The organism is Streptomyces sp. SN-593, from assembly GCF_016756395.1.
GTDB lineage: Bacteria > Actinomycetota > Actinomycetes > Streptomycetales > Streptomycetaceae > Actinacidiphila > Actinacidiphila reveromycinica.
In genome coordinates this window covers 2,267,869-2,292,820 of record NZ_AP018365.1, presented here as the reverse complement: position 1 = coordinate 2,292,820, position 24,952 = coordinate 2,267,869, and the positions used below count along the sequence as shown (strand labels likewise).

The following is a 24,952-nucleotide window of genomic DNA, read 5'->3' as shown; positions in this document are numbered from 1 at the left end:
CGGTGGCCGGCCCCCGAAGCGACGGGACCGACCACTCCGGGCGGGTCAGTCCACCCCGGGATAGCGGACGTTGACGCACTCGCGGACCCGGTCCAGCGTGCTCATCACCGCCAGCGAACCGTCGAGCGGGACGAGCGGCGACTCGGTCTCGCCGGCGCGCAGCGCCCTCATGACCTCCGTCGCCTCGTGCCGCATGCTCCCGCGCTCGTGGTCCTCGCTCACGTCGGACAGCAGCACCGTCTGCGGCTCGACCCCCGGACGGTGCACCACGAACCGCTCCGCGTTGAAGAACCCGTCGGGGATCTCGATCCGCCCCCCGGTCCCGGCGATCGCCGCGGGCGCCCCGATGTCCGCGGTGAACCCGCAGCTCAACGTGGCGACGGCACCGCTGTTCCAGCCGAGCACGATCCCGGTCGCCGCGTCCACCCGCTCCGGCGTGAGCTGCGCCCACGCCTCCACGGTGTCGGGTGTGCCGAGCAACAGGTGCGCGAAGGACACCGGGTAGACCCCGAGGTCGAGCAGCGCCCCGCCGCCCAGCGCGGGATCGCGCATCCGGTGCTCGGGCGGGAAGTCGTTGAAGAAGCCGAAGTGCGCGCTGACGTGCCGTACCTCACCGATCACGCCGTCCTGCACCAGCGCCAGCAGGTGCAGGACCAGCGGGTTGCAGTACGTCCACATCGCCTCCATGAGGAACAGCCCGCGCTCGCGGGCCAGCCCCACCAGTTCGCGCGCCTCGCGGGAGTTGATGGTGAACGCCTTCTCGCACAGCACCGCCTTCCCCGCCTCCAGGCACAGCCCGGCCGCGGCGCGGTGCGCGGAGTGCGGCGTGGCGACGTACACCACGTCCACCTCCTCGTCGGCGGCGAGTTCGTCCCAACTGCCGTACGCGCGCGGGATGCCGTACCGCTCCGCGAACGCCGTCGCGGACGCGGCGCCGCGCGAGCCGACCGCGACCACCTCCGCGTCGTCGGGCAGCGACAGCAGCGCCTCGGTGAAGGTGGCGGCGATGCCGCCGGTCGCCAGGATGCCCCAGCGGACCCGGCGCCCCTGGACACCGGCCGTCCGCGCGCCGGTCGTGTGCTCGCTCATCGTGCCTACGCCCTCGTTCGTTGCGGACCTCACATCCCGGTCCCCGGATATTCGTACGTCGTGTTCCCCGCCGACTGAAAGGATAGGCAACGGTTCAACGACTTCCGATGGAGAGTGCCGCCGTGCAGGACGCCGGGCCGGACAGCCCCGCCCAGTTCACCGCAACCCCCGCCACCGCCCCCGCCCCGACTCCCGTCCCCCCGCCCCGCGGCGGCCGTGCCCCCGGCCCGCGCGCGAACCGTCCGGCGCAGGCCCGGACCGGCCTGGTCGTCACCCTCGTCCTCGGCGGCCTCACCGCGCTCCCGCCGCTGTCGATGGACATGTACCTGCCCGCTCTGCCGAAGGTCTCCCACGCGCTGCACGCGTCGTCCGCGACGGTGCAGCTCACCCTGACCGCCTGCCTGGCCGGCATGGCGCTCGGGCAGCTCGTGGTCGGCCCGCTGAGCGACCGCTGGGGCCGGCGCCGCCCCCTGCTGGTCGGCATGGCGGTCTACGTCCTGGCCACCGTGGTCTGCGCGTTCGCCCCCACCGTGCCGCTGCTGATCGGCTTCCGGCTGGTCCAGGGGCTGGCCGGTTCGGCGGGCATCGTGATCTCCCGCGCGGTGGTCCGCGACATGTACGACGGCCTGGCGATGGCCCGGTTCTTCGCCACCCTCCAGCTCATCTCCGGGGTGGCACCGATCATCGCCCCCGCGATCGGCGGCCAGATCCTGCGGCTGACGGACTGGCGCGGCATCTTCGTGGTCTGCGCGGTGGTCGGCACCCTGCTGACCCTGCTGTGCTGGCGGCGCCTGCTGGAGACGCTGCCCCCCGAGCAGCGCCACGGCGGCGCGCTGACCTCCACCTTCGGCTCGATGCGCGGGCTGCTCGCGGACCGCGTCTTCACCGGCTACGTCCTGGCCGGCAGCTTCGCCTTCGCGGCGCTGTTCACGTACGTGTCCGCGTCGTCGTTCGTCGTCCAGGACATCTACGGGGCCTCCCCGCAGACCTTCGGCCTGCTCTTCGGCCTGAACTCCGTCGGCATCGTCGGCGTCGGCCAGCTCAACGGCAAGGTGCTGGTCGGCCGGGTGGACATGGACCGGGTGCTCGGCTTCGGGCTCGCCATGATCACGCTCGCCGCCACCGCGCTGGTGCTGCTGACCACCGGCGTCCTCGGCCACGCCACCCTCGCCGAGGTCGCGGCCGCGCTGTTCGTGCTGATGGCGTCGATGGGGCTGGTGCTGCCCACCGCGAACACCCGGGCGCTGCTGCGCACCCGCCGGCACGCCGGCGCCGCCTCCGCGCTGATCGGCACGTCCTCGTTCCTGATCGGCGCGGTGCTGTCCCCGCTGTCGGGCGTGGCGGGCGACGGCACCGCCGTGCCGATGGCGGTCACGCAGCTCGGCTGCGTGCTGGTCGCCGTGGCCTGCTTCGTCGGGCTCTGCCTGCGCGGGCGGCGTACGGTGGAGGGACCGTAGACCCTCGGGAGGTTGCGATGTCCGACGATCCGGAGAAGACCTGGGCGTTCAAGACGGCCGACAGCGCGCTGCACACGGGGGCGGAGCACTCCGTGGACCCGGAGGACCTGGTGATGGCCTCCGGCCGGGACTGCACCCCGGAACTGATCGAGAAGGCCCGCAAGGCACTGGAGGAACATGGCCCCGCCGCTGTCGAGAGGTTCCTGCCCTGAGGCGCGCCTCGACACCGACGAGCTGCACCGGATCGTCCCCGGCCTGACCGCCTGGCTGGCGCCCGGCAACGACCCCGACCGCCCGCACCCCTGGTGCGCGGGCGCCGTCGTCGTGGCCGGGCGCGGCCCGGTCGTGGCCCTGCACGAGGCCGTCGGCTGGGCGGTCCGCTACGCCGGGTACGACGAGCACGCCGACCGCGGGGTGGAGCTGCCCCGCGAGCAGTGGGTGCCCGCCCGGCCCGACACCGTCTTCGACCTCGCCTCGGTCACCAAGCTGTTCACCGCCGTGGTCGCGGTCCGGCAGATCGAGCGCGGCGTGCTGCGCCCGGACGCGCCCGTCGCGTCGTACGCGCCCGAGCTGACGGCCGCCGCCGCGCACGGCGTCACGCTGCGGCACCTGCTCACCCACACCTCCGGTCTGCGGCCCGAACTCCCGCTGTACGACGAGCCGGACGCCGCCGCCCGTGCCGCCCGGCTCGCCGCGGAGGAGCCGCTCACGCCCCCCGGCGCGGTGCGCACCTACTCGGACCTGAACCTGCTGCTGCTCCAGACCGTGCTGGAGCGCACCGCCGGCAGCGGCATCGACCGGCTGGTCGCCGAGCACGTCACCGAGCCGCTGGGCATGGCGGACACCCGCTTCAACCCGCCGGCCTCCTGGCTGCCGCGGATCGCCGCGACGGAGGACCAGCGCCGGCCCTGGGGCAAGCTCGACCGGGGCATGGTGCACGGCGCGGTCCACGACGAGAACGCCCACGCCATGGGCGGGGTCGCCGGGCACGCCGGGCTGTTCTCCACCGGCTGGGACCTGGCGGTGTTCTGCCGGGCGGTCCTGGACGCCGCCGCGGGGGCCTCCGACGCGTTGCTCACGCCCGCGGGGGCAGGGCTGCTGCTCGGCGGCGCGAGAGCGGGGGCAGGCGCGGGTGCGAACGCCGGTGCGGGCGCGGGCGGTGTGCTGGACGGGGCGCCCCTCGGGTTCGAGCGCGACCAGCCCTGGTTCATGGGCGAGTTGGCCGGGCGCGGCGCCGTCGGGCACACCGGTTTCACCGGGACCGGCCTGGTACTGGACCCGGCGACCGACACGTTCCTGGTGCTGCTCACCAACTCCGTCCACCCGGTGCGGAACTGGCGCGAGGGCAGCGGGCCGCGAGCGGAGGCCGCGACCCGGCTGGCCCGCGCGGTGCGGTAGTCCGCTTCCCCCGGAACGGAGCCGGTCGGGAGCCCTGTCGGCAGCCCGGTCGAGGGGCGCCCGGTCGGGAAACCCGGTCGAGGGCCCCGGCCAGGCGGCCCGCTCCGGCAGGGGCCCTCGAAAAGGGGCTCAGCCGAGGAGGGCCGCCCGGGCGGTCCCGTCCCGGTGGCCGTCAGGCGTCCGGCTGCGGCCGCAGCGCGTCCATGACCAGGTCGATCAGGCGGTCGGCCTGCTCCTGGCCGTCCCCGGTGGCCGCGGTCAGGAAGATCCCGAGGAGCATCACGGTGAGGTCGTCCGCGGCCACGTCGCCGCGGATCGTGCCGTCCTCGGCGCCGCGGGCGAGGAGGGTGCCGACGGCCGCGCCGATCCGCCGGCGCGTGTCGGGCGTGGCGATCCGGCCGGAGTCCCAGCCGGCGCGCAGCACCTCGGCCATGCCGCGCTTGGTCGCGACGAAGGCGGCGTACCGCCGCATCCAGGCGCGCAGCGCGTCGGCGGGCGCCGACCTCTCCAGCAGGCGGGGCGCGCTGTCGGTGACGTCGTCGAGTTCCGCCGCGTAGACCGCCTCCACCAGCGCCTCGCGGGTCGGGAAGTTGCGGTAGAGCGTGCCGATGCCGACGCCCGCCTCGCGGGCGATGGCTTCGAGCGGGGCGGCCTCGCCGGAGGCGGTGAAGGCGGCACGGGCGGCCGCCACGAGCTTGTCGCGGTTGCGGAGCGCGTCCGCACGGGAGGCGCGCCTGCGCGGCGCGGGCGCGGGAGCGGGGTCCGGGACCGGGTCGGGGACAGGGGGCGGCGCGGGATCGGCGTCGGCGTCGGACAAAGCGGAGGGACCTCCGGTAAAGGTGTTACAGTGGTGATGCGGAGGCTCCTCCGCTTACTCCATCGTCTCACGAGGAGCATATTTCCCATGGCAGACAGCCCCGCCACCCCCGCCGCCCCGGCCGGCGGCACCGCCGACCTCGGCGGCCTCGCCGTCTCCCGCGTCGGCTTCGGCGCCATGCAGCTCGAACGCCTCCACGACGACCGCGACGCCGCTGTCGCCCTCCTGCGCCGCGCCGCCGAGCTGGGCGTCAACCACGTGGACACCGCCGAGTTCTACGGCGACGGCTTCGTCAACGGCGTGATCCGCGACGCCTACCGCGACCGGCTCGACGGGTCCGGCGACGACGGCGTCATCGTCGTCAGCAAGGTCGGCGCCACCCCCGACTCCGGCCGCATCCCGCTGCGCCTGGCCCAGCGCCCCGACGAGCTGCGCGCCAGCGTCGAGGACAACCTCCGGAGTCTCGGCGTCGACCGCGTCCCCGTGGTGAACCTGCGCCGCGCCGACTCCGGGCCCGGACTGCGCGCCGAGGGCGAGCAGATCGTGGACCTCGACGACCAGCTCGCGGTGATGACCGCGCTGCGCGACGAGGGCAAGATCGGCGCCATCGGCCTGAGCGCCGTCTCGCTCGACACGCTGCGCCGCGCGCTCCCGGCCGGCATCGTCTGCGTGCAGAACTCCTACAGCCTGGTCGCGCGCGAGGACGAGGAGGTGCTGAAGCTGTGCGTGGCCGAGGGCATCGCCTGGGTGCCCTTCTTCCCGCTGGGCGGGGCGTTCCCCGGGCTGCCCAAGGTGACCGACGAGCCGGACGTGCGCGCCGCGGCCGACGCGCTCGGTGCCACCCCGGCGCAGGTGGGCCTCGCCTGGCTGCTGCACCACACCCCGAACACCGTGCTGATCCCCGGCACCGCCGACCCGGACCACCTCGCCGCCAACGTCGCCGCGGGCGCGGTCCGACTCGACCCGGCGACCCTGGCGACCCTGGACGCGGTGCCTTCCCGCACGGGCGACATCACCTTCGACTGACCCTCCCCGTCCCGCCTTCCCCGCCCCGCCCTCGCCCACCCCGCCCGTCCCGCCTTCCCCGCGCCCGCCCGGTCCGGCCCGCTCGGCGAGACGGGGATTCCCCTGGGCATATAGACTCCATGTTGCTCTTGAACAAAGGAGTCCAACGTGAGTGTGACGACCATCGACCTCGACGACGACGCGCTGGCCAAGGCCCTCCGCGTCGCCGGAGGCGGGACCAAGAAGGACGTGGTCAACGCCGCCCTCCGGGAATACGCCGAACGTCACGAGCGGGCCGCGCTCGTGGCACGACACTTCCGGGCCGCCCAGCAGTGGGACTACGAGGGCTGGCTTCGGCGCCGCAGCGACGACAAGCGGGGCAGCGGCGCGTGATCCACTACCTCCTCGACTCCTCGGGGCTGTGGCGCCTCCTGCGCGAGGAGAAGCTCGGGGAAGCATGGCTGGAGACCACCACGCTCCAGGCCATCGGGTCGTGCGCCGCCCAGCGCGCCGAGTTCCGGCGCTCGGCGCGGAACGTCGCCGAGTTCGAGGCGATGGGGGAGATGTTCACCGACCTCTACCCCGACGTACCCGTTCCGAAGAGGGTGTGGGACTGGGTCGGCGCCGCGCAGTACGCCCTCGCCGAGAAGGGTGTGCTCGGCGCGGCCGGTCCCCTCGACCTGCTGATCTGCGCGACCGCCGCGCACCACGGGCTGATCGTCCTGCACGACGACACCGACTTCGTCACGGCGGCCCGTGTCCTGCCCGACGTGAGCGAGCGGAACGTGCGCGACGCCCCTGGTCTCTGAGAGCTGTCGTCGCCCGCCCGTCGGGGTGCGCGGGACGGCTCTCAGGACCCGACGGGCGCGTCCGGCACCGGGTCGGGGGAACGGGCGCGGGGCGGGGGACCGGTCCGGCAGGATACGGAGGGCGGGCGGAGGACCGCGGGCAGCGACGAGGGGGAGCCGTATGGCGGTGCGGGCGGGCGGGGCGGGCGAGGCGGTCGGCAGGCCGCTCGGGTACGGCGAGGCGCTGCGCCGGCTGCGGGACGCGCAGAAGACCGCGAAAGGTGTCTCGCTCTACTCGCGGTACGTGAACCGGCCGGTCGGCCGGGTGCTGGCCGCGGGGGCCTACCGCGCCGGGCTCAGCCCGAACCAGGTCACCCTGGTCAGCGCAGCGTGCAGCGCCGCCGGCATCGCCGCTCTCGCGCTGGCCGGCCCGTCGTGGCGGCTCGCCGCGGCCGTCTACGCCGCGCTCGCGGTCGGCTTCGCCTTCGACTCCGCCGACGGCCAACTCGCCCGGCTGCTCGGCCGGGGCGGCCCGGCGGGGGAGTGGCTGGACCACGTGGTGGACTGCGCGAAGATCACCGCGCTGCACGCCGCCGTGCTGATCGCCTTCCACCGCCACTTCCGGCTGCCCGGCGACGGGTGGCTGCTGGTGCCGCTCGGTTTCCAACTCACCGCCGTGCTCATCTTCTTCGGCGGGCTGCTCACCGACAAGCTGAAGCCGAGGGGCGGCCCGGGCGGCCCGGCGGCGGCGCCGTCACGGCTGCGCGCCGTCGCGCTGCTGCCGGTCGACTACGGCGTCATGTGCGCGGTCTTCCTGCTGCTCGGCAGCGAACGCGCCTTCCGCTACGGCTACACCGTGCTGTTCGCGGTGCACGTGCTGTTCCTGGCGGCCTTCCTGGCGAAGTGGTTCCGCGAACTCAACGCGCTGCCGCGTCAGGCGGGTTGAGCGGTGTCGGGCCCGCCCCGCCGGCCGCCGCGACGCCCCCGGCCGGACCGGTGAGCACGTCGAGCGCGCGGCGCAACTGCGTACTGGAGGTGTGCACGGTGTAGGGGAAGTAGACGATCTCCACGCCGACCGCCGCGAACTTCCGCTCCAACCGCCGCCCCTTGTCGGTGCCGCGCCAGTCGTCGCCCTTGAACAGCACGTCGAAGCGCACCTGGCGCCACGTCTCCAGCTTGTCGGGCACGGTCTCCACGAACGCCGCGTCCACGAACCGCACGCTGCGCACGATCTCCAGCCGCTCCACCAGCGGCACCACCGGGCTGCGGCCCTTGGCGAGTTCGGCCATCTCGTCGGAGACCACCCCCGCCACCAGGTAGTCGCACTGGCTGCGGGCGTGCCGCAGGATGTTCAGATGGCCGACGTGGAACAGGTCGTAGACCCCCGGCGCGTAACCGACCCGGTGCAGCATCATCAACCCCCAGTCGTACAACGCTCCCCAGCGCTGCCGAGTCTCAGACGATAGCCGCGCGTATCGCGGGCAACGGGGTTTTTGCGGAACTCCGACCGTCGACGCACCGCAAGCGCCGGTGTGGAGAGCGTGTGAACGACTAAGGTGTCCACTTGTCTGGATCCGGGGGTTCGTCCCGGCCCCGGGGGGAGGGAACGCTTCGTGGCTTCGTCGGGTCTGAGCCGCCGGCTGCTGCTGGTCTCCACCAACTACGCGCCCGAGCACGCCGGGATAGGGCCGTACGCCACGCAGATCGCCGAGCACTGGGCGGCCGGCGGTGCGGAGGTGCACGTGCTCACCGGCATGCCGCACTATCCCGCCTGGAGGCTGGACCCGGCCTACGCCGGGGTGCGGCGGGTCGAGGAGGACCGGGCGGGCGTCCGGCTGCACCGGCGCGGGCACGCGGTGCCCGCGCGCCAGACCGCCCTGCGCCGGGCCGGGTTCGAGCTGAGCGTGCTGCGCGGCGGGCGCGACGAGCCGGCCGGGATGGGCCGCCCCGACGCCGTGTTCGCCCAGATGCCGAGCCTGGCCGGCGGGTTGCTCGCCGCGCGGCTGGCCGAGCGCCACCAGGTGCCGTTCGTCCCGATCGTGCAGGACCTGATGGGCGCCGCGGCCGCGCAGAGCGGGATACGCGGCGGCGGGCCGGCCTCGCTCGCCGCCGGACTCGTCGAGAAGCACGCGCTGCGGCGGGCCGCCCTCGTCGGGGTGATCCACGAGTCCTTCGTGGCGAAGGTGGCCGCGATGGGCGTGCCGGCGGAGCGGATACGGGTGGTGCCGAACTGGTCGCACGTGCGCCGCCCTTCGCGCCCGCGCGAGGAGATGCGGGCCCGGCTGGGATGGCGGCCCGGCCAGACCGTGCTGCTGCACTCCGGGAACATGGGGATCAAGCAGGGGCTCGAGGTCCTCGTCGAGACCGCCCGCACGGCGCCCGAGACCCGGGTCGTGCTGATGGGCGACGGCAACCAGCGCGAGCACCTGCGCGGCCTCGCCGGCGGCCTGCCCAACCTCGACTTCCTCGCCCCGGCCGCCGACGAGGAGTTCGCCGACGTGCTGGCCGCCGCCGACTTCCTGCTGGTCACCCAGCGCGCCTCGGTCCAGGACATGAGCCTGCCGTCCAAGCTCACCTCGTACTTCGCGGCCGGCCGCCCGGTGATCGCGTCGGTCTTCGAGGGCAGCGGGACCGCGCAGGAGGTGCTGCGCTCCGGTGCCGGCGTGGTCGTCGCGCCCGAGTCGCCCCGGGACCTGCTCGCCGCGGTCCGGCAGCTCACCCTCGACGCCCCCCGCGCCGCGGTGCTGGCCGCCGCCGGACCCGTCCACGTGGACGCCCACCTCTCCCGCGAGGCGGGGCTCGCCCGGATCGACGCGCTCCTGTCCGAAGCCCTCGCCCGAGCCTCGGCGCCGGCCGCCGCACCGCCCGCGCCTGCCGCATCGCCCGTGCCCGCCGCATCGCCCGTGCCCGCCGCGCCTGCCGCGCCGACGCGACCGCCCAGGCCCTCCGTTCCGCCGGCGCCCGCGCAGCCGCCCCGGGCCGGGGCGGAACAGCCGGGCGGGGAACCGGAGAAGGGCGGCGCGGCGGGCCGGGAGCACACGGCCCAGGAGGACCCGGCCCCGGGGCCGGCCGAGGAGGAAGCCGCCGACCGCGGCGGCGAGCCGGAGGTGCCCGCCGGGGCGCCCGCAGGGGAAGGCGGGGCCGACGATGAGCGGTGAACTGCTGGACGACGGAGAGGAAGTGGACCTCGTCCGGGACCAGGTACGGCAGATCGTCCGCTACAAGCGCCTGATCGCGGCCGGCCTGCTCGTCGGCCTGGTCGGCGGCGCCTACCTCTCCCTGGGCGGCGCGGACACGTATGCCGCGAGCAGTACCGTGATGGTCAGGGCGGCGACCGCGGACCCGTTCGCCGCCGGCGCGACGCCCGACAAGGGCATCGACATCGGCACCGAGCGCCAGTCCGCGATGAGCACCAGCGTCGCCGAGACCGCCGCGAAGGCGGTCAAGCAGCCGGTCGCCAAGCTCCAGCACTGCCTCCAGGTCACCAACCCGCCCAACACGCTGGTGCTGCGCTTCACCTGCACCGCCTCGAACGGGCGGGACGCCGCCGCCTGGGTGAACGCGTTCACCAGGTCCTACCTGGACGGCCGTGAGTCGGCGACCAGGACGACCATCAAGAAGATGGTCAAGGGCTACCAGGACCAGCTCGACCCGCTCGTGAAGCAGCGCAACGAACTGCTCGACCAGATCGACCAGACCAGCGACAGCCAGGTGGTCGGCACCCTCGTGTCCGTGCAGACCAACCTGCTCAGCCGGATCACCGAACTCAACGGCGACATCAGCGGGTTGCGCGCGCTCGACACCACGCCGGGCACCGTCATCAAGCCGGGCACGGTGCCCGACGCGCCGACCGGCCCGGGACTGCCGCTGATGCTGGGCCTCGGCGCCGCGGTCGGGATCGCGCTCGGCCTGCTCGCCGCGTGGCTGCGGCTGGTCTTCGACCCGCGCCCGCGCTCGGCCGGCGAGGTCACCCGGGCGATGGACGCGCCGGTGCTCGGCACCCTGCCCGGCGGAGGCGGCCGCCGGGGCGGCGGCCCCCAACCCCTGCTCGCCGGGGACCACATGGCCGGCCGGCTCGCCGAGGAGTACCGGGCGATCGCCTTCCGGCTCAGCCACGACCAGCGGTTCGCCGAACGCCGCCGACTGCTCGTCGTCGAGCCGCGCGGCAGCAGCGCCACCGCGGCCGCCGTCGCGGTCAACCTCTCCGCGTCCTTCGCCGAGATGGGCAAGGAGGCGCTGCTCGTCGAGGCCGACCTGCGCACCCCGTCGCTGTCCGCGCGGCTGCGCCCGGCCGAGGGCCACCGCCCCGGCTGGGCCCGCAACCCGGGCCAGGGCGAGGGCGGTTGGCCCGCGGGGCTCCAACTCCCGGTGGACACCGGTGAGTACGGCTCCTTCGACCTGGTGCCCGGCCGCCGCGTCCCCAACGTCGCCCGCGCGCTCACCTCCGGCCAGGCCGGCCGGCTCTTCGCCGAGGCCGACGACCCCGGCACCGTCGTCGTGGTCCTCGCCCCGCCGGTGCTGTCCTACGCCGACGCGCTCGCGCTCGCCGACCGGGTGGACGGCGTGGTCGTGGTCTGCGACCCGGCCGAGGTGCGCCGCGAGGACCTGGTCCGGGTCCGGGAACTGGTCGCGGGGGCCGGCGGTTTCGTGCTCGGCACCGTGCTGCACCGCGCCCCGGCCGCGCCCGGCCGCTCACGGTTCCTGCCGCGCCGGTACGGCGGGGGCCACCGGGCCGCCCCCGCGTCCGCCGCCCGTCCCGACCACGCGGCCCGGGTCGCCCCCGCTGTTCCGGAGCGCCACCCGGTCCCTTGACCGGCCCCGTCCCGCGGTACGCCGCGGCACCCGGGGCCGAACCCCCGCAGCGGGCCGCCGTCCCGTACGGCGGCCCGTACGACACCGCGTACGACACCGCGTACGACGACCTGCACGGCGCCGGTCCGCACCACGAACTCCCCTACGTCGCAACCCCCGTGGACACCGACGCCGACCTGTACGCCGACCCGTACGACCACCACGCCGACCCGTTCGGCGATCCGCACACCGATCCGCACACCGACGTGTACGGCGATCCCGTCGGCCCGGATCGCCCGGATCGCCCGGACGGGTCGGACGGGTCGGGTGGGCGACGGCGCGGGGTCGCCGCGGTCGCCAGCTCCGTCGCGGACCAGGGCGTCGCCGCGTTCACCAACATCATCGTGCTGGTGGTCGCGGCGCGGCTCTCCACGGCCGCCGGCTTCGCCGTGTTCTCCATGGTCTACATGGTCTTCACGGTCCTGCTCGGCGTGAACGTCTCCTACGTCGGCCAGGCCCTGGTGCTGGAGCGCGGCTCCGGCCGGGTGCGGGCCGCCTGCCGCTCCGCCGTGGCGTTCACCGCGGCCGCGTCCGCCGTCCTCGGCTGGGGGATGGCCGCGGGGCTGCTGTTCGTGCCCGGTGCCACCGCGCGCGGGCTGGCCGTCCTCGGCCTGGTGCTGCCGGTGGTGCTCACCCAGGACGGCATGCGCTACTGCTTCTCCGCGCTGCGGCTGCCCCACCTCGCGCTGCTCGCCGACGCCGTGCGGCTGCTGGTGGCGGTTCCCGCGCTGGCCGCGCAGCCGCACGCGGCGGGCGCGGTACGCCTGGTGGCCGTCTGGGGCGTGTCCGGGGTGCCCGCGCTGCTGGTCGGCGCGGCGCTGCTGCGGCGCCGGCTGCGGCCCGCGCCGGGCGAACCGCGCCCGCCGGTGGACATCCGGCCGTACCTGCGGAGCGGCCACCTCGGGCAGCGGTTCGTGGTCGAGTTCGGCGTCGGCAACGCCACCAGCCAGCTCGCGGTGGTCGGCCTCGGCCTGTTCGCGGCGCCGCTCGCCGTGGGGGCGCTGCGCGGCGCGACGACCCTGTTCGGGCCGATGAACGTGCTGTTCAACTCGGCGACCGCGTTCGGCCCGCCGCTGCTCAACCGGGTGCGCGGCACCGACGGCAAGGTGCGGGCCACCGCCGTGCTCGCCGTCGTACTGGCCGCCGTCGCGGCGGCGTGGACGACGGTGCTCACCCTGCTGCCCGCGCACGCCGGGCGGGCGCTGCTCGGGGACACCTGGTCGGCGTCCGCCGCGCTGCTGCCCGCGTCCGGCAGCCAGTACGCGTGCATCGCCCTGGGCACCAGCGCGCTGTTGACCCTGCGCGTGCTGCGGCCGCGCGCGACCCTGCCGATCCAGGTGGTCTTCTCCCTCGCGTCGGTGGTGTTCATGCTGGCCGGCTACCGCCTCGACGGCGTCCTCGGTGCCGCCTGGGGGCTCGCCCTCGGCTCCGCGCTCAAGGCGGTGGCCCTGTGGTCGCGCATCGCCGTGGAGCGCCGCGCCGCGGCCGCCGCCGTGCCCGTGGAGCCGCGGCGCCCGCCGGGCGGGCCCGCGGCCTCGGAGGAGCTTCCCACCGGCTCGGCCTGACGCCACCCGCGCGCCGGGCGTCGGTGTCCGGCGCGCCCGCGGGTGGCGCGCCCGCCGACAGTTGCCCGCCGACGGGCGCGCGGCGACGGGCGCGCGGGGCTCCGGCTCCTACGCCCGGCGGCCGCCGTCAGCCGAGGTCGGACAGGTCCAGGACGAAGCGGTAGCGCACGTCCCCCCGCTCCAGGCGGTTCAGGGCCTCCTCCACGCGGGCGGAGGGCAGCAGTTCGATGTCGGCGGTGATGCCGTGCTCGGCGCAGTAGGCCAGCAGTTCGGCGGTGTGCAGCCGCCCGCCGGTGCCCGAGGAGCTGAGGTGCTTGCGGCCGAAGGTGAGCTCCATGATCTTCACCGGCGTCTCGACGGGCAGGCCGAGCACGCTCAGCGTGCCGTTCAGGGCGACCGTGCGCAGCAGCGGGGACAGGTCGTGCGGGGCGGAGACGGTGTCGAGGACGAGGTCGAACCGGTCGCGGGCCGCGGCCAGTTGCGACGCGTCGGTCGTCACCAGCAGGTCCGCGGCGCCGAGTCCGCGGGCGTCGTCGGCCTTGCCCGGCGTCCGGCTGAGCACGGTCACCTCCGCCCCGAGCGAGGCGGCGAGCTTGACCGCGAGGTGCCCGAGCCCGCCCAGGCCGACGACGGCGACCCGGCTGCCGGAGCCGACGGCCAGCGCGCGCAGCGGCTCCCACACGGTGATCCCCGCGCACATCAGCGGGGCCGCGCCGGCCGGGTCGAGCCCGTCGGGCAGGTGGTAGGCGAACCGGTCCCGCAGCACGTACTCGCGGCTGTAGCCGCCCAGGGTCGGGGTGCCGTCCACCCGGTCGGTCCCGCCGTAGGTGCTCACCGCCCCCTCGTGGCAGAAGTTCTCCTGCCCGGCCCGGCACATCGGGCAGTCGCCGCAGGAGTCGACGATCGTGCCGACCGCGACCGCGTCACCGGGGGCGAAGCCGGTCACCGCGGTGCCCACGGCGGTCACCGTGCCGGTGAACTCGTGGCCGGGGACGAGCCCGGCGGTGGGCTTGCCCGTCAGGCCGTGCACGGAGTGCAGGTCGCTGTGGCACACCCCGCAGTAGTCGACGCGTACGGCGAGGTCGTCGGCGCGCAGGTCCCTGCGTTCGATCGTCGCCCGCGTCAGCGCGGTGGAGCGGTCGTCGCTCTGCCATCCGGTGGTGGTGCGCATGGATACCTCCGGGACGGTGTCCCAAGTCGTGGCACTCAGTTCCATCCGTGGAACTGAGTCTCAGATTCGGAGTGTAGTACCGTGAGTGCATGGTCGGAACGCCGGAGCAGGAGGAGCGGCCCACCGGCGCGCGCGAGCTCGCCCGGCAGGCCATGAGGGCGCAGGTCGCCGAGATGGCGCTCGACCTCTTCCTGGAGAAGGGCTACGACCGGACCACCGTCGACGACATCTGCGCGGTCGCCGGCATCTCGCGCAGCACCTTCTTCCGGTACTTCCCGGCCAAGGAGGACGTCTTCGCGAGCAGGAACGCGGGGGCCGGCGGGGAACTCCTGGACGCGCTGCGGCGGCGACCGGAGGACGAGGCCCCGTGGACCGCGCTGGGCCACGCCATGGAACCGCTGGTGGCGTCCTACTCCGCCGGGTCCGAGCGGGCGCTGCGGCTGGCGGTGCTCGCCCGCGCCACGCCCGCCCTCGCCGCCCGCCACCAGGAGAAGATGGGGCGGCTGCTGGACCTGCTCGTGCCCGAGATCGCCCGGCGGCTCGGCGCGGACCCCCTCGACGCGACCGATCCCCGCCCCCGCGCCCTGACCTCCGCCGCCATCGGCTGCATCGAGGCCGCCGTCGCGGCCTGGATCGCCGGCGGCGGGACCCGGCGGCTGGGGCCCCTCCTGCGGCGGGCGATGGCCTCGGTCGCGGGCGAGGCCCCCTGACCGTCCGGCCCCCGGCTCAGCGCAGCGCTCTGCGGGGGTTCCGGCTGACCGTCCCCACCAGCGCCAGGCAGACCAGGGCGATGCCGATGCGGCCCGCCGCCTGGAGCAGGGGGCCGCGCAGGAGGATGAAGGAGTAGCCCGCGGCCATCGGGACCACCACGGCCGCCAGGGTGCCCGGGCGGCCCTCGTCCAGGGTGCGGCGCGCATAGCGCAGGTCGGCGCGGCAGCAGGCCCAACCGAGCAGCAGGAAACCACCGGTCATGCCCAACGGACCGAAGTCCAGCCAGAGTTCGGCCCACAGCGGGGAGGACAGGTTGGTGTTGGTCATGCCCATCCAGCGGCCGACCAGTACCCCGGAGTCCAACGGCTTGCCGTGCCACACGGAGCGCGGCACGAAGAAGAGGACGTCGGCGGCGAGTTGCCGTCCGTGCGCGTGGCCGGTGCCGGACTCCACGTACGTCAGGGTGTTGGCGAACATGCCGACCTGGTCGTAGTCCTTGATGGTCAGCGGGTCCAGCACCGACGTGGACTGCACCGGGTGGTAGCCGCCCGCGTCGTAGCGGAACCGGTCCAGGAACGGGAAGAGCAGCAGCGCGGCCACGACCCCGCCGACCAGCGCCGCGCGGTAGACCGCGGGGCTGCGCGGGAAGGCCGTGAACAGGATCGAGAAGACCACCGTCAGGAACCAGTAACGCGGGTTCGAGATCGGGTTGTTGACGATGACGTTGATGACGACGAGACCGGCCAGGGCGACCAGCGCGGGCAGGTTGCGGCGGGCCCGGCGGGAGGTGGACGTCCAGCGGATCAGGATCAGCAGCGCCAGCAGCGCCGGTACCGTGCCGAAGCCGCGGATGAAGGCCGATCCGACGTGGCTGTCACCGCTCGCGCCGGCCAGCCCGCTGGCCTGGACGGTCTCGCTGATGTCCTGCCGGCTGGTGAAGAACACCGCGGGACCGCCGAGCTTCACGATGCACAGCGCGCTGCCGGCATAGGCGAGCAGCACCAGCAGCCACAGCCGGCGCCGGGCCACCTGAGCCTGCGGGCGGGGCCGCGGGGAGCGGTGCGGCGGCTGGAGCCGCGCGGCGAGCGCGCCCACGTCGTACGCGACGCAGCCGGCCAGGGTGAGCGAGATCGCCAGCACCGTGTCCGAGCGGGCGCCGACCACCGGGGTGGGCACCTGCCCGATCACCTCCTGGGCGAGCGGCGCCACCCCCATCGCCACGTAGACGAAGAGCCAGAACGCGCCCTGCACCAGGCGCCGCCGCCGGGCCAGCGCCATCGCGCACAGCCGCGCCCCGGCGTAGCAGGTCAGGGCCAGTTGCCACCAGAAACCCGCGTCCCGCAGGCCGGGACCCGGCTGGGTCAGGACGTAGCCCGGCAGCAGCAGGACGAGCGCGACCACCAGGGGCACCGCCAAGGCTCGGGACAGCACCGCCCGCGGCACCCCCGGGGTGCCGAGGTCCTCCCGCCCGGTGCGCGCCCGCGCCGGCCCGCCCCCGGGACCCGGCCCGGTGGACCGTTCCCCTCCTGACACGTCGACCGCCATGACCCCCCTCCCTGCGGCGAGTCTAGGCGGCGGGGACGCTGCGAGGGGGCGGGTCGGCGTACTCCCGGGTCGCCGTCGGCCGGGGCCGGGTCAGGAGCCGTCGAACGCCGCCCGGAGCGCGGCGATGTCCAGCTTGCCCATCGCCATCATCGCCGCCATCGCCCGGTCGGCCTTCTCCCGGTCCGGGTCGGTGAGCAGGGTCGGCAGCATGCCCGGCACGACCTGCCAGGACACGCCGAACCGGTCCTTGAGCCAGCCGCACGGCCCCGCCTCGCCGCCGTCCGCCGTCAGGTGCGTCCAGTAGTAGTCGACCTCGTCCTGGTCGGCGCAGTCGATCTGGAACGAGATCGCCTCGCTGAAGGTGAACTCCGGGCCGCCGTTGAGCCCCAGGAACTGCTGTCCGTTGAGGGTGAACTCCACGGTGAGCACGGAGCCCGCCTCGCCGGGACTGGCGTCCGTGTGGCGCAGCACCGCGCCGCGCGAGGAGTCCTCGAACACCGACAGGTAGAAGTCCGCGGCCTCCTCCGCCTTGCCGTCGAACCACAGGCACGTGGTGAGCCGTCCGCTGGTCATCGTGTCCTCCGTTGCCGTACGCGGGTGGTCACGGCGGGTGCCGCCGCGCCCTTGCCCCCTTGAGACGACCCACCCCCGCAAAACTCATCGGTCCCCAGCCCACCAGCTCACCAGGTCCCCAGGTCCCCCACGTGCCTCGGTCCCCACGTCTCTCGGTCCCCACGTTTCTCGGTCCACGCGCCCGCCCGCGCCCGCGCGGGGTGGGGGTGGGTGTGTGAAGCGGTGTGACGGGGGCGCGACGGGCGTGCGAAATGCGGCGCCGTGTTTTTCCGGGGTGTTGACGAAAAAATCGGCGACTCCACATCCTGGCGGCACGCGCCGGGCGCCTGGGCCCCCGTGCCCGTCCGCCCCCAAACCCCCCACCGCTCAAAGGGAGTTCACCGCATGAGCAGATCGCGTACCGCTGCCGCCGCGCCGGCCGTCCGCGGGTCGGCCGGCCGCCCGTCCGGAAGGGGGACCGCGTCGCTGCCGCACCGGCTGCGGCGCGCCCTCCTCGCCTGCTGCGCCGGCCTCGCGCTGGTCCTCGGCGCGCTGGCCGCCTACCCCGTCCCCGCGCAGGCCGCCGGCACCCGGCCCTGCGACCTCTACGCCGCCGCAGGCACCCCCTGCGTCGCCGCCCACAGCACGGTGCGCGCCCTCTACTCCGCCTACGGCGGCAGCCTGTACCAGGTCACCCGCGCCTCCGACGGCGCCACCCGGGACATCGGCCTGCTGTCCACCGGGGGCTACGCCGACGCCGCCGCGCAGGACGCGTTCTGCGCGGCCACCTCCTGCGCCATCACGAAGATCTACGACCAGTCGCCGCGGCACAACGACCTGGTGGTGGAGGGCGCCGGCACCGCGGGCGCGGCCGACCACGCCGCGCCGGCGGGCGCCCTGCCGGTGACCGTCGCCGGCCATCGCGCCTACGGGGTCCTCGTCACGCCCGGCACCGGCTACCGGCACACCGACGCGGCCGGCGTCGCCGTCGGCGGCCAGGCCGAGTCGATGTACATGGTGGCCAGCGGCACGCACGTCAACGGCGGCTGCTGCTTCGACTACGGCAACGCCGAGCACACCGTCACCGACACCGGCAACGGCCACATGGACGCGGTCTACCTCGGCACCCGCTGCCACCTCGGCCCCTGCACCGGGAGCGGCCCGTGGGTCGCGGCCGACCTGGAGAACGGCCTCTACCAGGGCAGCGGCAACAACCCCGCGAACCTCGGCAACAGCAGTCCCTTCGTCACCGCGCTGCTGAAGAACGACGGGCAGACCACCTTCGCCCTCAAGGGCGGCAACTCCCAGTCGGGCGCCCTCTCCACCTGGTGGCACGGCGCCCTTCCCAGCGGCGGGTACACCCCCATGCAGCAGGAGGGCTCCATCGTCCTGGGCACCGGCGGCGACAACAGCAACGCCTCCGCCGGGTCCTTCTTCGAGGGCGTGATGACCTCCGGGTTCGCCACCGACGCGGCCGACAACGCGGTCCAGGCCGACATCGTGGCGGCCGGCTACGCCGGGAACAGCAACGGCGACCAGGGCGGCACCATCACCGGCCCCGGCGGCACCTGCGTCGACGTGGCCGGCGACGACGTCGGCGTCGACCACGCCGCCGTCCAGTTGTGGGCCTGCCAGTCGTACGCGGTCGACCAGCACTGGACCCACAACGCCGACAGCTCCCTGGAGACGCTGGGCCGCTGCCTGGACATCGCCGGGAACGGCACCGCCGCCGGCACCAAGGTCCAGCTATGGGACTGCGACGGCGCCGGGGGCCAGGTCTGGAAGCAGCAGGCCGACGGCTCCCTGCTCAACCCGCAGTCCGGCCGCTGCCTGGACTCCCCGAGCGGTGCCACCGCCAACGGCACGAGGTTGCAGATCTGGGACTGCAACGGCGCGCAGGCCCAGCAGTTCCACCTGAACTGAGGGCGCCGGGCGGCGGGTGGGCGCGGCGGCGGATCCCCACGGGCCCGTACCGTCCGCGCCCACGGCCTCGCGCCCACGGCCCCGCGCCCACGGCCCGCGCGAACCGGCCGCGCCCACGGCTTACGGGACCCCGCCCCACCCGGCCGCGCCACCGCCCCGCCTCGTCCCGCCGCTCCGCCCCCCGTCCCCCCGCTCCGCGCCGTGATGCCGCGATCCCCCGCCCGGCGACGGCCCGCGCCGCTAGGGTGGAGCGGCGGTGCCGGGGGGCGCCGCGGGGACACGGCGGCGGGCGACTCCCGCGCCGAGGGGAAGCGGCACAGGGGGAGGCGTCCCGTACGTGAGAGTCCTGCATGTGGTCACCCTGCACACGCCCACCAACGACTTCGGCGGCCCCACCCGGGTCGCGCTGAACCTGTCGCGTGGGCTGCGGGCCAGGGGGGTGGACGCCCGGATCGCCACCCTCGGCGACGGCTTCACCGGCCCGTTGCCGACCGAGCTCGAAGGGGTGCCGTCCTTCGTCCACCAGGCCCGGCACGTGCTGCCCGCGTTCGAGGTCAGCGGGATCACCTCACCGGGGCTGCTGGCGAAGGCCCGCCGGATGGTCAGGGGCGCGGACGTGGTGCACGTCCACCTGATGCGCGACCTGATCACGCTGCCGTTCGCGCTGATCGCCCTGGAGGCCGGGGTGCCGCTGGTCGTGCAGACGCACGGCATGATCGACCCGACCGAGAAGGTCTTCGCCAAGGCCGTCGACCTGCTCGGCATGAAGCGGGTGCTGCGCCGGGCCGACGCGATCCTGCACCTCACCGCGATGGAACGCGACGGCGTCCAGGCCGTCGTCCCCGGTACCCCGCTGACGACCTTCCACCGCCTGGTCAACGGCGTGGCCCGGCAGGACCGCCGCCCCCCGCGCCCCGCCGACCGCCCGCCGACGATCCTCTACCTCGCGCGCGTGCAGAAGCGGAAGCGCCCCGAGGACTTCGTCGCCGCGATGCCCGCGGTGCTCGCCCTCCACCCCGACGCGCGCTTCGTCCTGGCCGGGCCCGACACCGGCGCGCTCACCGGGCCGCTGCGCGCGCTCGCCGCCGAACTCGGGGTGGAGCACGCCCTGGAGACCCCCGGCCCGCTCGGTCATGACGCCGTGCTGGCGCGGCTGCGCGAGGCCGACGTCTACGTCCTGCCGTCCGTGGTCGAGCCGTTCGCCGTCTCACTGCTCGAAGCGATGTCCGTCGGCGTCCCCGTCGTCGCCGCCGCGACCGGGGGGCTCTCCCCGGACATCGAGGCGGCCGGCGCCGGCGTCGTCACCCCCAGCCGCCCCGACGCCGACAACGGCCCGCTCGTGGCCGCGGCCGTCCTCGAACTCCTCGACCCCGATGCCAACGCCCGTGCCTCCGAGGCGGCGTGGCAGCTCGTCCGCGACCGCTTCTCGATCGAGGCGGTCGTCGCCGACCTGCTGACCGTCTACTCCGCCGTCCGCGCCCGCGCGTAGCGCTTCTCCCCCGGGACACGCTCCGGCGGGGGCTCCCGGGCCGTTTGACCCCGGGCCCGGGCGGTCATGAACGGGTCATGAACGAGCAGAACGCACCGAACTGGGACGCCACCCAGTTACTCGTCGCCGAGTACACGCAACTCCGTGAGGAGATCATCAAGCTGGTGGAGCTCCAGTTCCAGCTGGTGTCCCTCACGGTGATCGCCTTCGGCACCGTGCTCTCCGTCGGCTTCCAGAGCCACGAGGCGCCCATCATCCTCGTCCAACCCCTGGTGTCCCTCATCCTCGGGGTCTCCTGGCTCCACCACACCTTCCGCATCCACCGGATAGCGGCCTACATCCGGACCGGGATCGAGCAGCGGGTCGGGCCGTCGCTGATGGGCTGGGAGCACTACGTGCAGAGGACCCCCCTGCCCACGGGGCGCCCGTCGCACTGGGCCCTGCGGGCGGCCTTCCCGGCCAGCTCGGTCCTGGCCCTCGTCGCGGCCGGCACCATCGCGTCGGCCCACCCGAGGACGATCGTGCTGTTCGTCCTGTCCGGGATCGCCACGGTGGTCACGGTCGCCGTCTTCCTCGCCTGGCAGGAACCGGTGCCGGAGGCACGCCGCCGGAGCGCCGTGGGATCGCCCTGAGCGGAGGTACGGTCCTTCGGACCCACGAAGCCGCCGAACCCCGCCGAAGGCGCGGGGCGGCGGCCGATCGGCGATCGGCGGCCGGGGGCCGGGGGCCGGGGGCCCGGGCACCCGGCGGCCGGTCGGGTTCCTGGTCGGCGGAGCAGGAGTCGTGGGCGATGAGTTCCGGGGCCGGCGCGAGTCTCCACCGGTGACCGCGGACCGCGCCGGCGCCCGCCGCCGGGCGCGGTCCGGCACCGACGCCCACGGAGGAAGAGCATGACGAACCCGCCGAACGGCACCGCCCGCCCGCCGGTCGTGGACATGGCCGCATGGCAGGCCGCCCGCGACGAGCTGCTGCTACGGGAGAAGGCGCACACCCGGGAGGGGGACGCGATCGCCGCGGCGCGCCGCCGACTGCCGATGGTGGAGTTCGACGGCACCGTGGAGGTGGTCGGCCCGGACGGGCCGGTCCCGTTCCTCGACCTGTTCCAGGGCCGCGACGAGCTGGTGGTCTACAACCACATGTGGTGGGACGGCGCCCCGCACCAGGGCCAGTGCGAGGGCTGCACCGTCACCGCCTGGCACATGAGGGACGCGGTGTACCTCAACAGCCGCGGGGTGTCGTTCGCGATCCTGACCCCGGGCCGCTGGGAGGAGGTCGCCCCCTTCGTCGACTTCATGGGCTACACCCAGCCCTGGTACTCCGTGCGCGGTCTGGACGAGCCGGTCGGCGGCGAGATGGGCCACCTCACCAGTTACCTGCGCGACGGCGACCGGACGTTCCTCACCTACTCCACCACCGGACGCGGCACCGAGGCCGCCAGCGGCTCCTTCGCCCTGCTCGACATGACCCCTTACGGCCGCGCGGAGGCGTGGCAGGACGTCCCCGAGGGGTGGCCCGAGGGCAACGGACCCTGCTGGTACTGGCGTTCGGACGTGGACGGGACCGCCACGTGGGGCCCGACCGGCCGCCCCGTACCGCAGTGGACCCGCCCCGGCGCGACCCCCGAGCAGACGCTCGGCCGCGAAGGCGCCGACCACTGACGCGCCCTCACCGGTGCTCCAGCTCGCGGACCGGCCCGTGGGTGCGGGCGTGCTCGCGGGCGGAGCACCCGGCGGCGCCGGCCCGGGCGCGGTAGGCGTCGGCCGTGGACTCGATCAGTGTCAAGGAGTCCTCCGGGGTGAGCGCGGCGGCGGTGAGCAGGTCGTGGGTGAGGTGGGCGAGGTTCACCGCCCCGGGGTCGGTGAAGTGGTTGCCCGTGTGGTGCGCGGTGAAGTGCAGCACCGGGCTCTCGTCGGCGTACGTCATCAGGCGCAACGCGCCGTCGGTGCCGGTCGGATGGGGCGTCGCGGTCAGCGGCAGCACCCGCACGGTGATGCGACGGCGGCGGATCAGCGCGGCCACGCTGTGCAGTTGCTCGGCCATGACGGCGGGACCGCCGAGGCCGCGGTGCAGGACGGCTTCGCCGAGTACGGCCAGGTACCGCGGTCCTTTCGGGTCGCGCAGCACCGGAGTGCGGGACAGCCGCGCCTCCCAGCGGTACCGGGTGGGCCGGTCCGCGAGCAGCGGCGCGTACGTCTCCGCGACGGCCGCCGCGTACGCGTCGGTCTGGAGCAGTCCCGGCACGAGCGTGGCGTCCCACTCCTTCACGGTCGCCGCGAGCCGTTCCCAATCGGCCAGCGGCGAGAGCTTGTTGGGATCCGGCGCGGAGCGTCCCGCAGTGAGGTTCCGGACGAAGAAGCCGCCGGTGTCCAGCAGCCGGTCCAGCACGTCTGCCAGCTCCGGGTCGAACCTGCGCTCGCCCTGCTCGATGCGGGCCAGGTACGACAGCTCGATGTGCAGCAGGTCCGCCAGTTCGCCGAGCGTCAGCCCGGCGCGCTCCCGGTAGTACCTCAACTCGGCCCCGTACAACGACCGCGCGGACAGCGCGGGGTCCAACTTCTTCGAGGTGAAGCGTCCGGGATTGCTCATGAGCGGTGCTCCTTCGGTACGGATTCTTTTCGGACCCGCCGTTGCCGGTGCCGCCGGGCAACGGAATTCGTGGACTCGGCGTGGTTGGGTCTTGACTATCCGTACAACAGCGTGGAGTTCGCGGCCGACGATTGCCAGGCGGCGGACTTTAAGCTTCGAACTGTAAAGGGTGGGAGGACTCATGGCGGCCAGGGTCGATCCGGCGATGAGCGTGGCGGCGGTGTTCGCCAGGCGGGTGCGGCGTTTACGTGAGCTGCGGGGCTGGACCCAGGTGGAGCTGGCGCAACGCGTGCGGGTGCACCCCAGCCGCGTCAACCAGGTCGAACGCATGACCGGCCACAAGCCGATGCGTGATCTCGCGGCCGATATGGACCGGGAGTTGGGCGCGGACGGTCTTCTGACGGAGCTGTGGCCGCACGTGTACCGCGAAACCTTCCCGGACTGGTCGCGAAAATTCATCGAACTTTCGGAGCGGGCGGTACGAATCTCCGAATTCGTGACGCATGTGGTCCCCGGCCTGCTGCAAACCGAGGACTACGCCCGGGCGGTATTGCGCATGGGGCCGAACCTCAAGAGTGAGGAGCAACTCGCCGAGCGGATCATCGCGCGGCTGGCCCGGCAGGACCGGCTCGCCTCGGACGACGCGCCTCGGCTCGACGTCATCCTCGACCAGGCGGTGCTCATGCGGCCGATCGGTGGAGCCACCGTCATGCGCGGGCAGGTGCGGCGGCTGCTGGCCACGGAGCACGAGCCGCGTACCACCGTCCAAGTGCTCGCGTTCGAGGCGGGGGAACACCCGGGCGTCGACGGGGCGTTCACCGTACTGACCATGCCGGACGGATCGAACGTGGCCTACCGGGAGGGGCTGGACTTCGGGCAGCTCATCGAGGAGCCCGACGAGGTGCAAGCCCACTTGCTAGCCTACGAGCGGCTGGGAGCACTGGCTCTGCCGCCGTATCTGTCCCAGGACACGCTCAGGTCCATCTTGGAGGACGACTACCGTGACGCACGTCTCCCGACCCGATCTCAGCGTCGCCGTCTGGCGCAAGTCAAGCCGCAGCAACTCCTCGGGCGGCAACTGCGTCGAGGTGGCGTCCAACCTCCCCGGCGTCGTGCCGGTGCGTGACTCCAAGGACCCGGGCGGGCCCGCGCTCGCCTTCACCCCCGCGGAGTGGTCCTCCTTCGTCACGGCCCTGCGCGCGGACGAGTTCCCCACCGTCTGACCCCGCGGCGGGGGTGTCCCCGCGCCCCCGTGGCGCCCCCGCTCCCGTGCGCCGGTGACCCGGCCTGACCCCCACCCGGGCGGCTCGGCGCATCCGGGGCGCCCCTCTCGCGTGCGTCCGCTCCGGCGGCGGCATTGCCCTCCTCCCGCCCGCGTCGGCCGCCCTACGGTTCGGCGCGGTTCACCCATGCGCTGCTCCGGCCTCGCCCGATGCGAGTCGCGGGGCGGCTCCCGCATGGCTCCGGGCGGATGTGCAGGCTAGCTGTGCAGGGAAACTGGACAGCCTGGGCTGAACAAATTACCGTGGGGTGCATGAGCGAAGAAGGTGGACCGTCCCCCTCGGCCGTGCGTGCCTCGCAGGAGGTCCGCGCCGTCATCCGGCGGCTGCGGCGCCGTATCCGCGACGTCTCGGGGGCCGACGCGTTCGGCTTCGCCCAGATGCCCGTGCTCGCCCGCCTCACAGACGACGACGGGCTCACCGTGAGCGACCTCGCCGCGGCCGAGGGGATGCGGCACCAGTCGATGGCGGCCACGGTCTCCGGAATGGCCGAACTGGGCCTGGTCGAGCGCCGCCGCGACCCCGGCGACGGCCGCCGCCTGCTGATCGCGCTGACCCCCGAGGGGCGCCGGCAGGCCGAGGCGGGCCGGCAGGCGCGCGGCGAGTGGCTCGCCGCGCAACTCCAGCAGAAGTGCACCGAGGAGGAACGCCGGACCGTGATCGCCGCGATGGCCGTACTGGAGCGACTCATCCGTGAATGAGCAGGAGAAGGAGCAGGAGCAGGA

Annotated in this window: 24 protein-coding genes and 1 pseudogene; 18 read left to right on the top strand and 7 right to left on the bottom strand. The window is 74.4% G+C overall.

What is annotated here, in order from left to right; all coding sequences use genetic code 11:
- Positions 1 to 45 precede the first annotated feature (45 nt).
- The gene (locus RVR_RS09440; protein ID WP_202233415.1) at positions 46 to 1,089 is read right to left on the bottom strand and encodes a Gfo/Idh/MocA family protein; all 1,044 of its coding nucleotides are present in this window, start codon (positions 1,087 to 1,089) and stop codon (positions 46 to 48) included.
- A 107-nt stretch (positions 1,090 to 1,196) separates the two neighbouring features.
- Between RVR_RS09440 and RVR_RS09435 the strand changes: the two genes are divergently transcribed.
- From RVR_RS09435 to RVR_RS09425, 3 genes are read left to right on the top strand one after another with little or no spacing between them, the layout of a single operon-like run.
- A complete protein-coding gene (locus RVR_RS09435; protein WP_202233414.1) occupies positions 1,197 to 2,546 on the top strand; it encodes a multidrug effflux MFS transporter in 1,350 nt (449 codons plus the stop codon).
- 17 nt (positions 2,547 to 2,563) lie between these two features.
- Complete coding sequence (locus RVR_RS09430; protein WP_202233413.1) at positions 2,564 to 2,758, top strand: hypothetical protein; 195 nt, start codon at positions 2,564 to 2,566, stop codon at positions 2,756 to 2,758.
- Positions 2,724 to 3,944 (top strand): serine hydrolase domain-containing protein, encoded by a 1,221-nt coding sequence (locus tag RVR_RS09425; protein ID WP_202233412.1) that lies wholly within the window; start codon positions 2,724 to 2,726, stop codon positions 3,942 to 3,944. The genes RVR_RS09430 and RVR_RS09425 overlap by 35 nt, the downstream gene beginning before the upstream one ends.
- Before the next feature lie 172 nt (positions 3,945 to 4,116).
- On the opposite strand, the gene RVR_RS09420 is transcribed toward RVR_RS09425, so the two are convergent.
- Positions 4,117 to 4,761, bottom strand: a complete 645-nt coding sequence (locus RVR_RS09420; RefSeq protein ID WP_202233411.1) for a TetR/AcrR family transcriptional regulator — start codon at positions 4,759 to 4,761, stop codon at positions 4,117 to 4,119.
- An 87-nt stretch (positions 4,762 to 4,848) separates the two neighbouring features.
- Here RVR_RS09420 and RVR_RS09415 point away from each other — a divergent pair, with 87 nt between their 5' ends.
- From RVR_RS09415 to RVR_RS09400, 4 genes are all read left to right on the top strand, one after another.
- On the top strand, positions 4,849 to 5,787 hold the full coding sequence (locus tag RVR_RS09415; protein WP_202233410.1) for an aldo/keto reductase: 939 nt from the start codon (positions 4,849 to 4,851) through the stop codon (positions 5,785 to 5,787).
- A 147-nt stretch (positions 5,788 to 5,934) separates the two neighbouring features.
- A complete protein-coding gene (locus RVR_RS09410; RefSeq protein ID WP_202233409.1) occupies positions 5,935 to 6,159 on the top strand; it encodes a type II toxin-antitoxin system VapB family antitoxin in 225 nt (74 codons plus the stop codon).
- Positions 6,156 to 6,575 (top strand): PIN domain-containing protein, encoded by a 420-nt coding sequence (locus RVR_RS09405; RefSeq protein ID WP_202233408.1) that lies wholly within the window; start codon positions 6,156 to 6,158, stop codon positions 6,573 to 6,575. Before RVR_RS09410 ends, RVR_RS09405 begins: the two co-directional genes overlap by 4 nt.
- Positions 6,576 to 6,735: 160 nt before the next feature.
- Positions 6,736 to 7,500 (top strand): CDP-alcohol phosphatidyltransferase family protein, encoded by a 765-nt coding sequence (locus RVR_RS09400; protein WP_202233407.1) that lies wholly within the window; start codon positions 6,736 to 6,738, stop codon positions 7,498 to 7,500.
- Here RVR_RS09400 and RVR_RS09395 read toward each other — a convergent pair.
- Positions 7,472 to 7,969, bottom strand: a complete 498-nt coding sequence (locus RVR_RS09395; RefSeq protein ID WP_202238505.1) for an FAD synthase family protein — start codon at positions 7,967 to 7,969, stop codon at positions 7,472 to 7,474. The two genes, RVR_RS09400 and RVR_RS09395, sit on opposite strands and share 29 nt — an antisense overlap.
- Before the next feature lie 231 nt (positions 7,970 to 8,200).
- Here RVR_RS09395 and RVR_RS09390 point away from each other — a divergent pair.
- The 3 genes and pseudogenes from RVR_RS09390 to RVR_RS09380 all read left to right on the top strand — a co-directional run.
- Positions 8,201 to 9,397 (top strand): annotated as a pseudogene (locus RVR_RS09390) (glycosyltransferase); the annotation flags it as partial.
- Positions 9,398 to 9,701: 304 nt separating this feature from the next.
- Positions 9,702 to 11,366 carry a GumC domain-containing protein gene (locus tag RVR_RS09385; protein WP_202233406.1) on the top strand — a complete coding sequence of 555 codons (1,665 nt, stop codon included), beginning with the start codon at positions 9,702 to 9,704 and terminating at the stop codon, positions 11,364 to 11,366.
- Between the two features lie 377 nt (positions 11,367 to 11,743).
- Complete coding sequence (locus RVR_RS09380) at positions 11,744 to 12,970, top strand: MATE family efflux transporter (protein ID WP_430393227.1); 1,227 nt, start codon at positions 11,744 to 11,746, stop codon at positions 12,968 to 12,970.
- 127 nt (positions 12,971 to 13,097) lie between these two features.
- On the opposite strand, the gene RVR_RS09375 is transcribed toward RVR_RS09380, so the two are convergent.
- On the bottom strand, positions 13,098 to 14,141 hold the full coding sequence (locus RVR_RS09375; RefSeq protein WP_202233405.1) for an NAD(P)-dependent alcohol dehydrogenase: 1,044 nt from the start codon (positions 14,139 to 14,141) through the stop codon (positions 13,098 to 13,100).
- A gap of 89 nt (positions 14,142 to 14,230) precedes the next feature.
- Here RVR_RS09375 and RVR_RS09370 point away from each other — a divergent pair, with 89 nt between their 5' ends.
- Entirely contained in the window at positions 14,231 to 14,851 is a 621-nt protein-coding gene (locus tag RVR_RS09370) for a TetR family transcriptional regulator (RefSeq protein ID WP_202233404.1), read from the top strand.
- 16 nt (positions 14,852 to 14,867) lie between these two features.
- Here RVR_RS09370 and RVR_RS09365 read toward each other — a convergent pair whose 3' ends face one another.
- Together RVR_RS09365 and RVR_RS09360 are read right to left on the bottom strand one after the other, a co-directional pair.
- Complete coding sequence (locus RVR_RS09365; protein ID WP_237404656.1) at positions 14,868 to 16,397, bottom strand: O-antigen polysaccharide polymerase Wzy family protein; 1,530 nt, start codon at positions 16,395 to 16,397, stop codon at positions 14,868 to 14,870.
- Between the two features lie 90 nt (positions 16,398 to 16,487).
- Positions 16,488 to 16,970: a VOC family protein gene (locus RVR_RS09360; protein WP_202233403.1), complete on the bottom strand. Its 483-nt coding sequence runs from the start codon at positions 16,968 to 16,970 to the stop codon at positions 16,488 to 16,490.
- A 384-nt stretch (positions 16,971 to 17,354) separates the two neighbouring features.
- Between RVR_RS09360 and RVR_RS09355 the strand changes: the two genes are divergently transcribed.
- The 4 genes from RVR_RS09355 to RVR_RS09340 all read left to right on the top strand — a co-directional run bounded on the left by RVR_RS09355 (position 17,355) and on the right by RVR_RS09340 (position 22,019).
- The gene (locus tag RVR_RS09355; RefSeq protein ID WP_202233402.1) at positions 17,355 to 18,872 is read left to right on the top strand and encodes an arabinofuranosidase catalytic domain-containing protein; all 1,518 of its coding nucleotides are present in this window, start codon (positions 17,355 to 17,357) and stop codon (positions 18,870 to 18,872) included.
- A gap of 337 nt (positions 18,873 to 19,209) precedes the next feature.
- On the top strand, positions 19,210 to 20,361 hold the full coding sequence (locus RVR_RS09350) for a glycosyltransferase (protein WP_202233401.1): 1,152 nt from the start codon (positions 19,210 to 19,212) through the stop codon (positions 20,359 to 20,361).
- A 77-nt stretch (positions 20,362 to 20,438) separates the two neighbouring features.
- Positions 20,439 to 20,993 carry a hypothetical protein gene (locus tag RVR_RS09345; protein WP_202233400.1) on the top strand — a complete coding sequence of 185 codons (555 nt, stop codon included), beginning with the start codon at positions 20,439 to 20,441 and terminating at the stop codon, positions 20,991 to 20,993.
- A 258-nt stretch (positions 20,994 to 21,251) separates the two neighbouring features.
- The gene (locus RVR_RS09340) at positions 21,252 to 22,019 is read left to right on the top strand and encodes a DUF899 family protein (RefSeq protein ID WP_202233399.1); all 768 of its coding nucleotides are present in this window, start codon (positions 21,252 to 21,254) and stop codon (positions 22,017 to 22,019) included.
- A 7-nt stretch (positions 22,020 to 22,026) separates the two neighbouring features.
- Here RVR_RS09340 and RVR_RS09335 read toward each other — a convergent pair whose 3' ends face one another.
- Positions 22,027 to 22,947 (bottom strand): helix-turn-helix domain-containing protein, encoded by a 921-nt coding sequence (locus tag RVR_RS09335; RefSeq protein ID WP_202233398.1) that lies wholly within the window; start codon positions 22,945 to 22,947, stop codon positions 22,027 to 22,029.
- A 181-nt stretch (positions 22,948 to 23,128) separates the two neighbouring features.
- Here RVR_RS09335 and RVR_RS09330 point away from each other — a divergent pair, with 181 nt between their 5' ends.
- From RVR_RS09330 to RVR_RS09320, 3 genes are all read left to right on the top strand, one after another.
- Positions 23,129 to 24,073: a helix-turn-helix domain-containing protein gene (locus tag RVR_RS09330; RefSeq protein ID WP_202233397.1), complete on the top strand. Its 945-nt coding sequence runs from the start codon at positions 23,129 to 23,131 to the stop codon at positions 24,071 to 24,073.
- Positions 24,036 to 24,170: a DUF397 domain-containing protein gene (locus RVR_RS39120; protein WP_237404655.1), complete on the top strand. Its 135-nt coding sequence runs from the start codon at positions 24,036 to 24,038 to the stop codon at positions 24,168 to 24,170. Before RVR_RS09330 ends, RVR_RS39120 begins: the two co-directional genes overlap by 38 nt.
- 311 nt (positions 24,171 to 24,481) lie before the next feature.
- Entirely contained in the window at positions 24,482 to 24,928 is a 447-nt protein-coding gene (locus RVR_RS09320; RefSeq protein WP_202233395.1) for a MarR family winged helix-turn-helix transcriptional regulator, read from the top strand.
- The last annotated feature ends 24 nt before the right edge of the window (positions 24,929 to 24,952 follow it).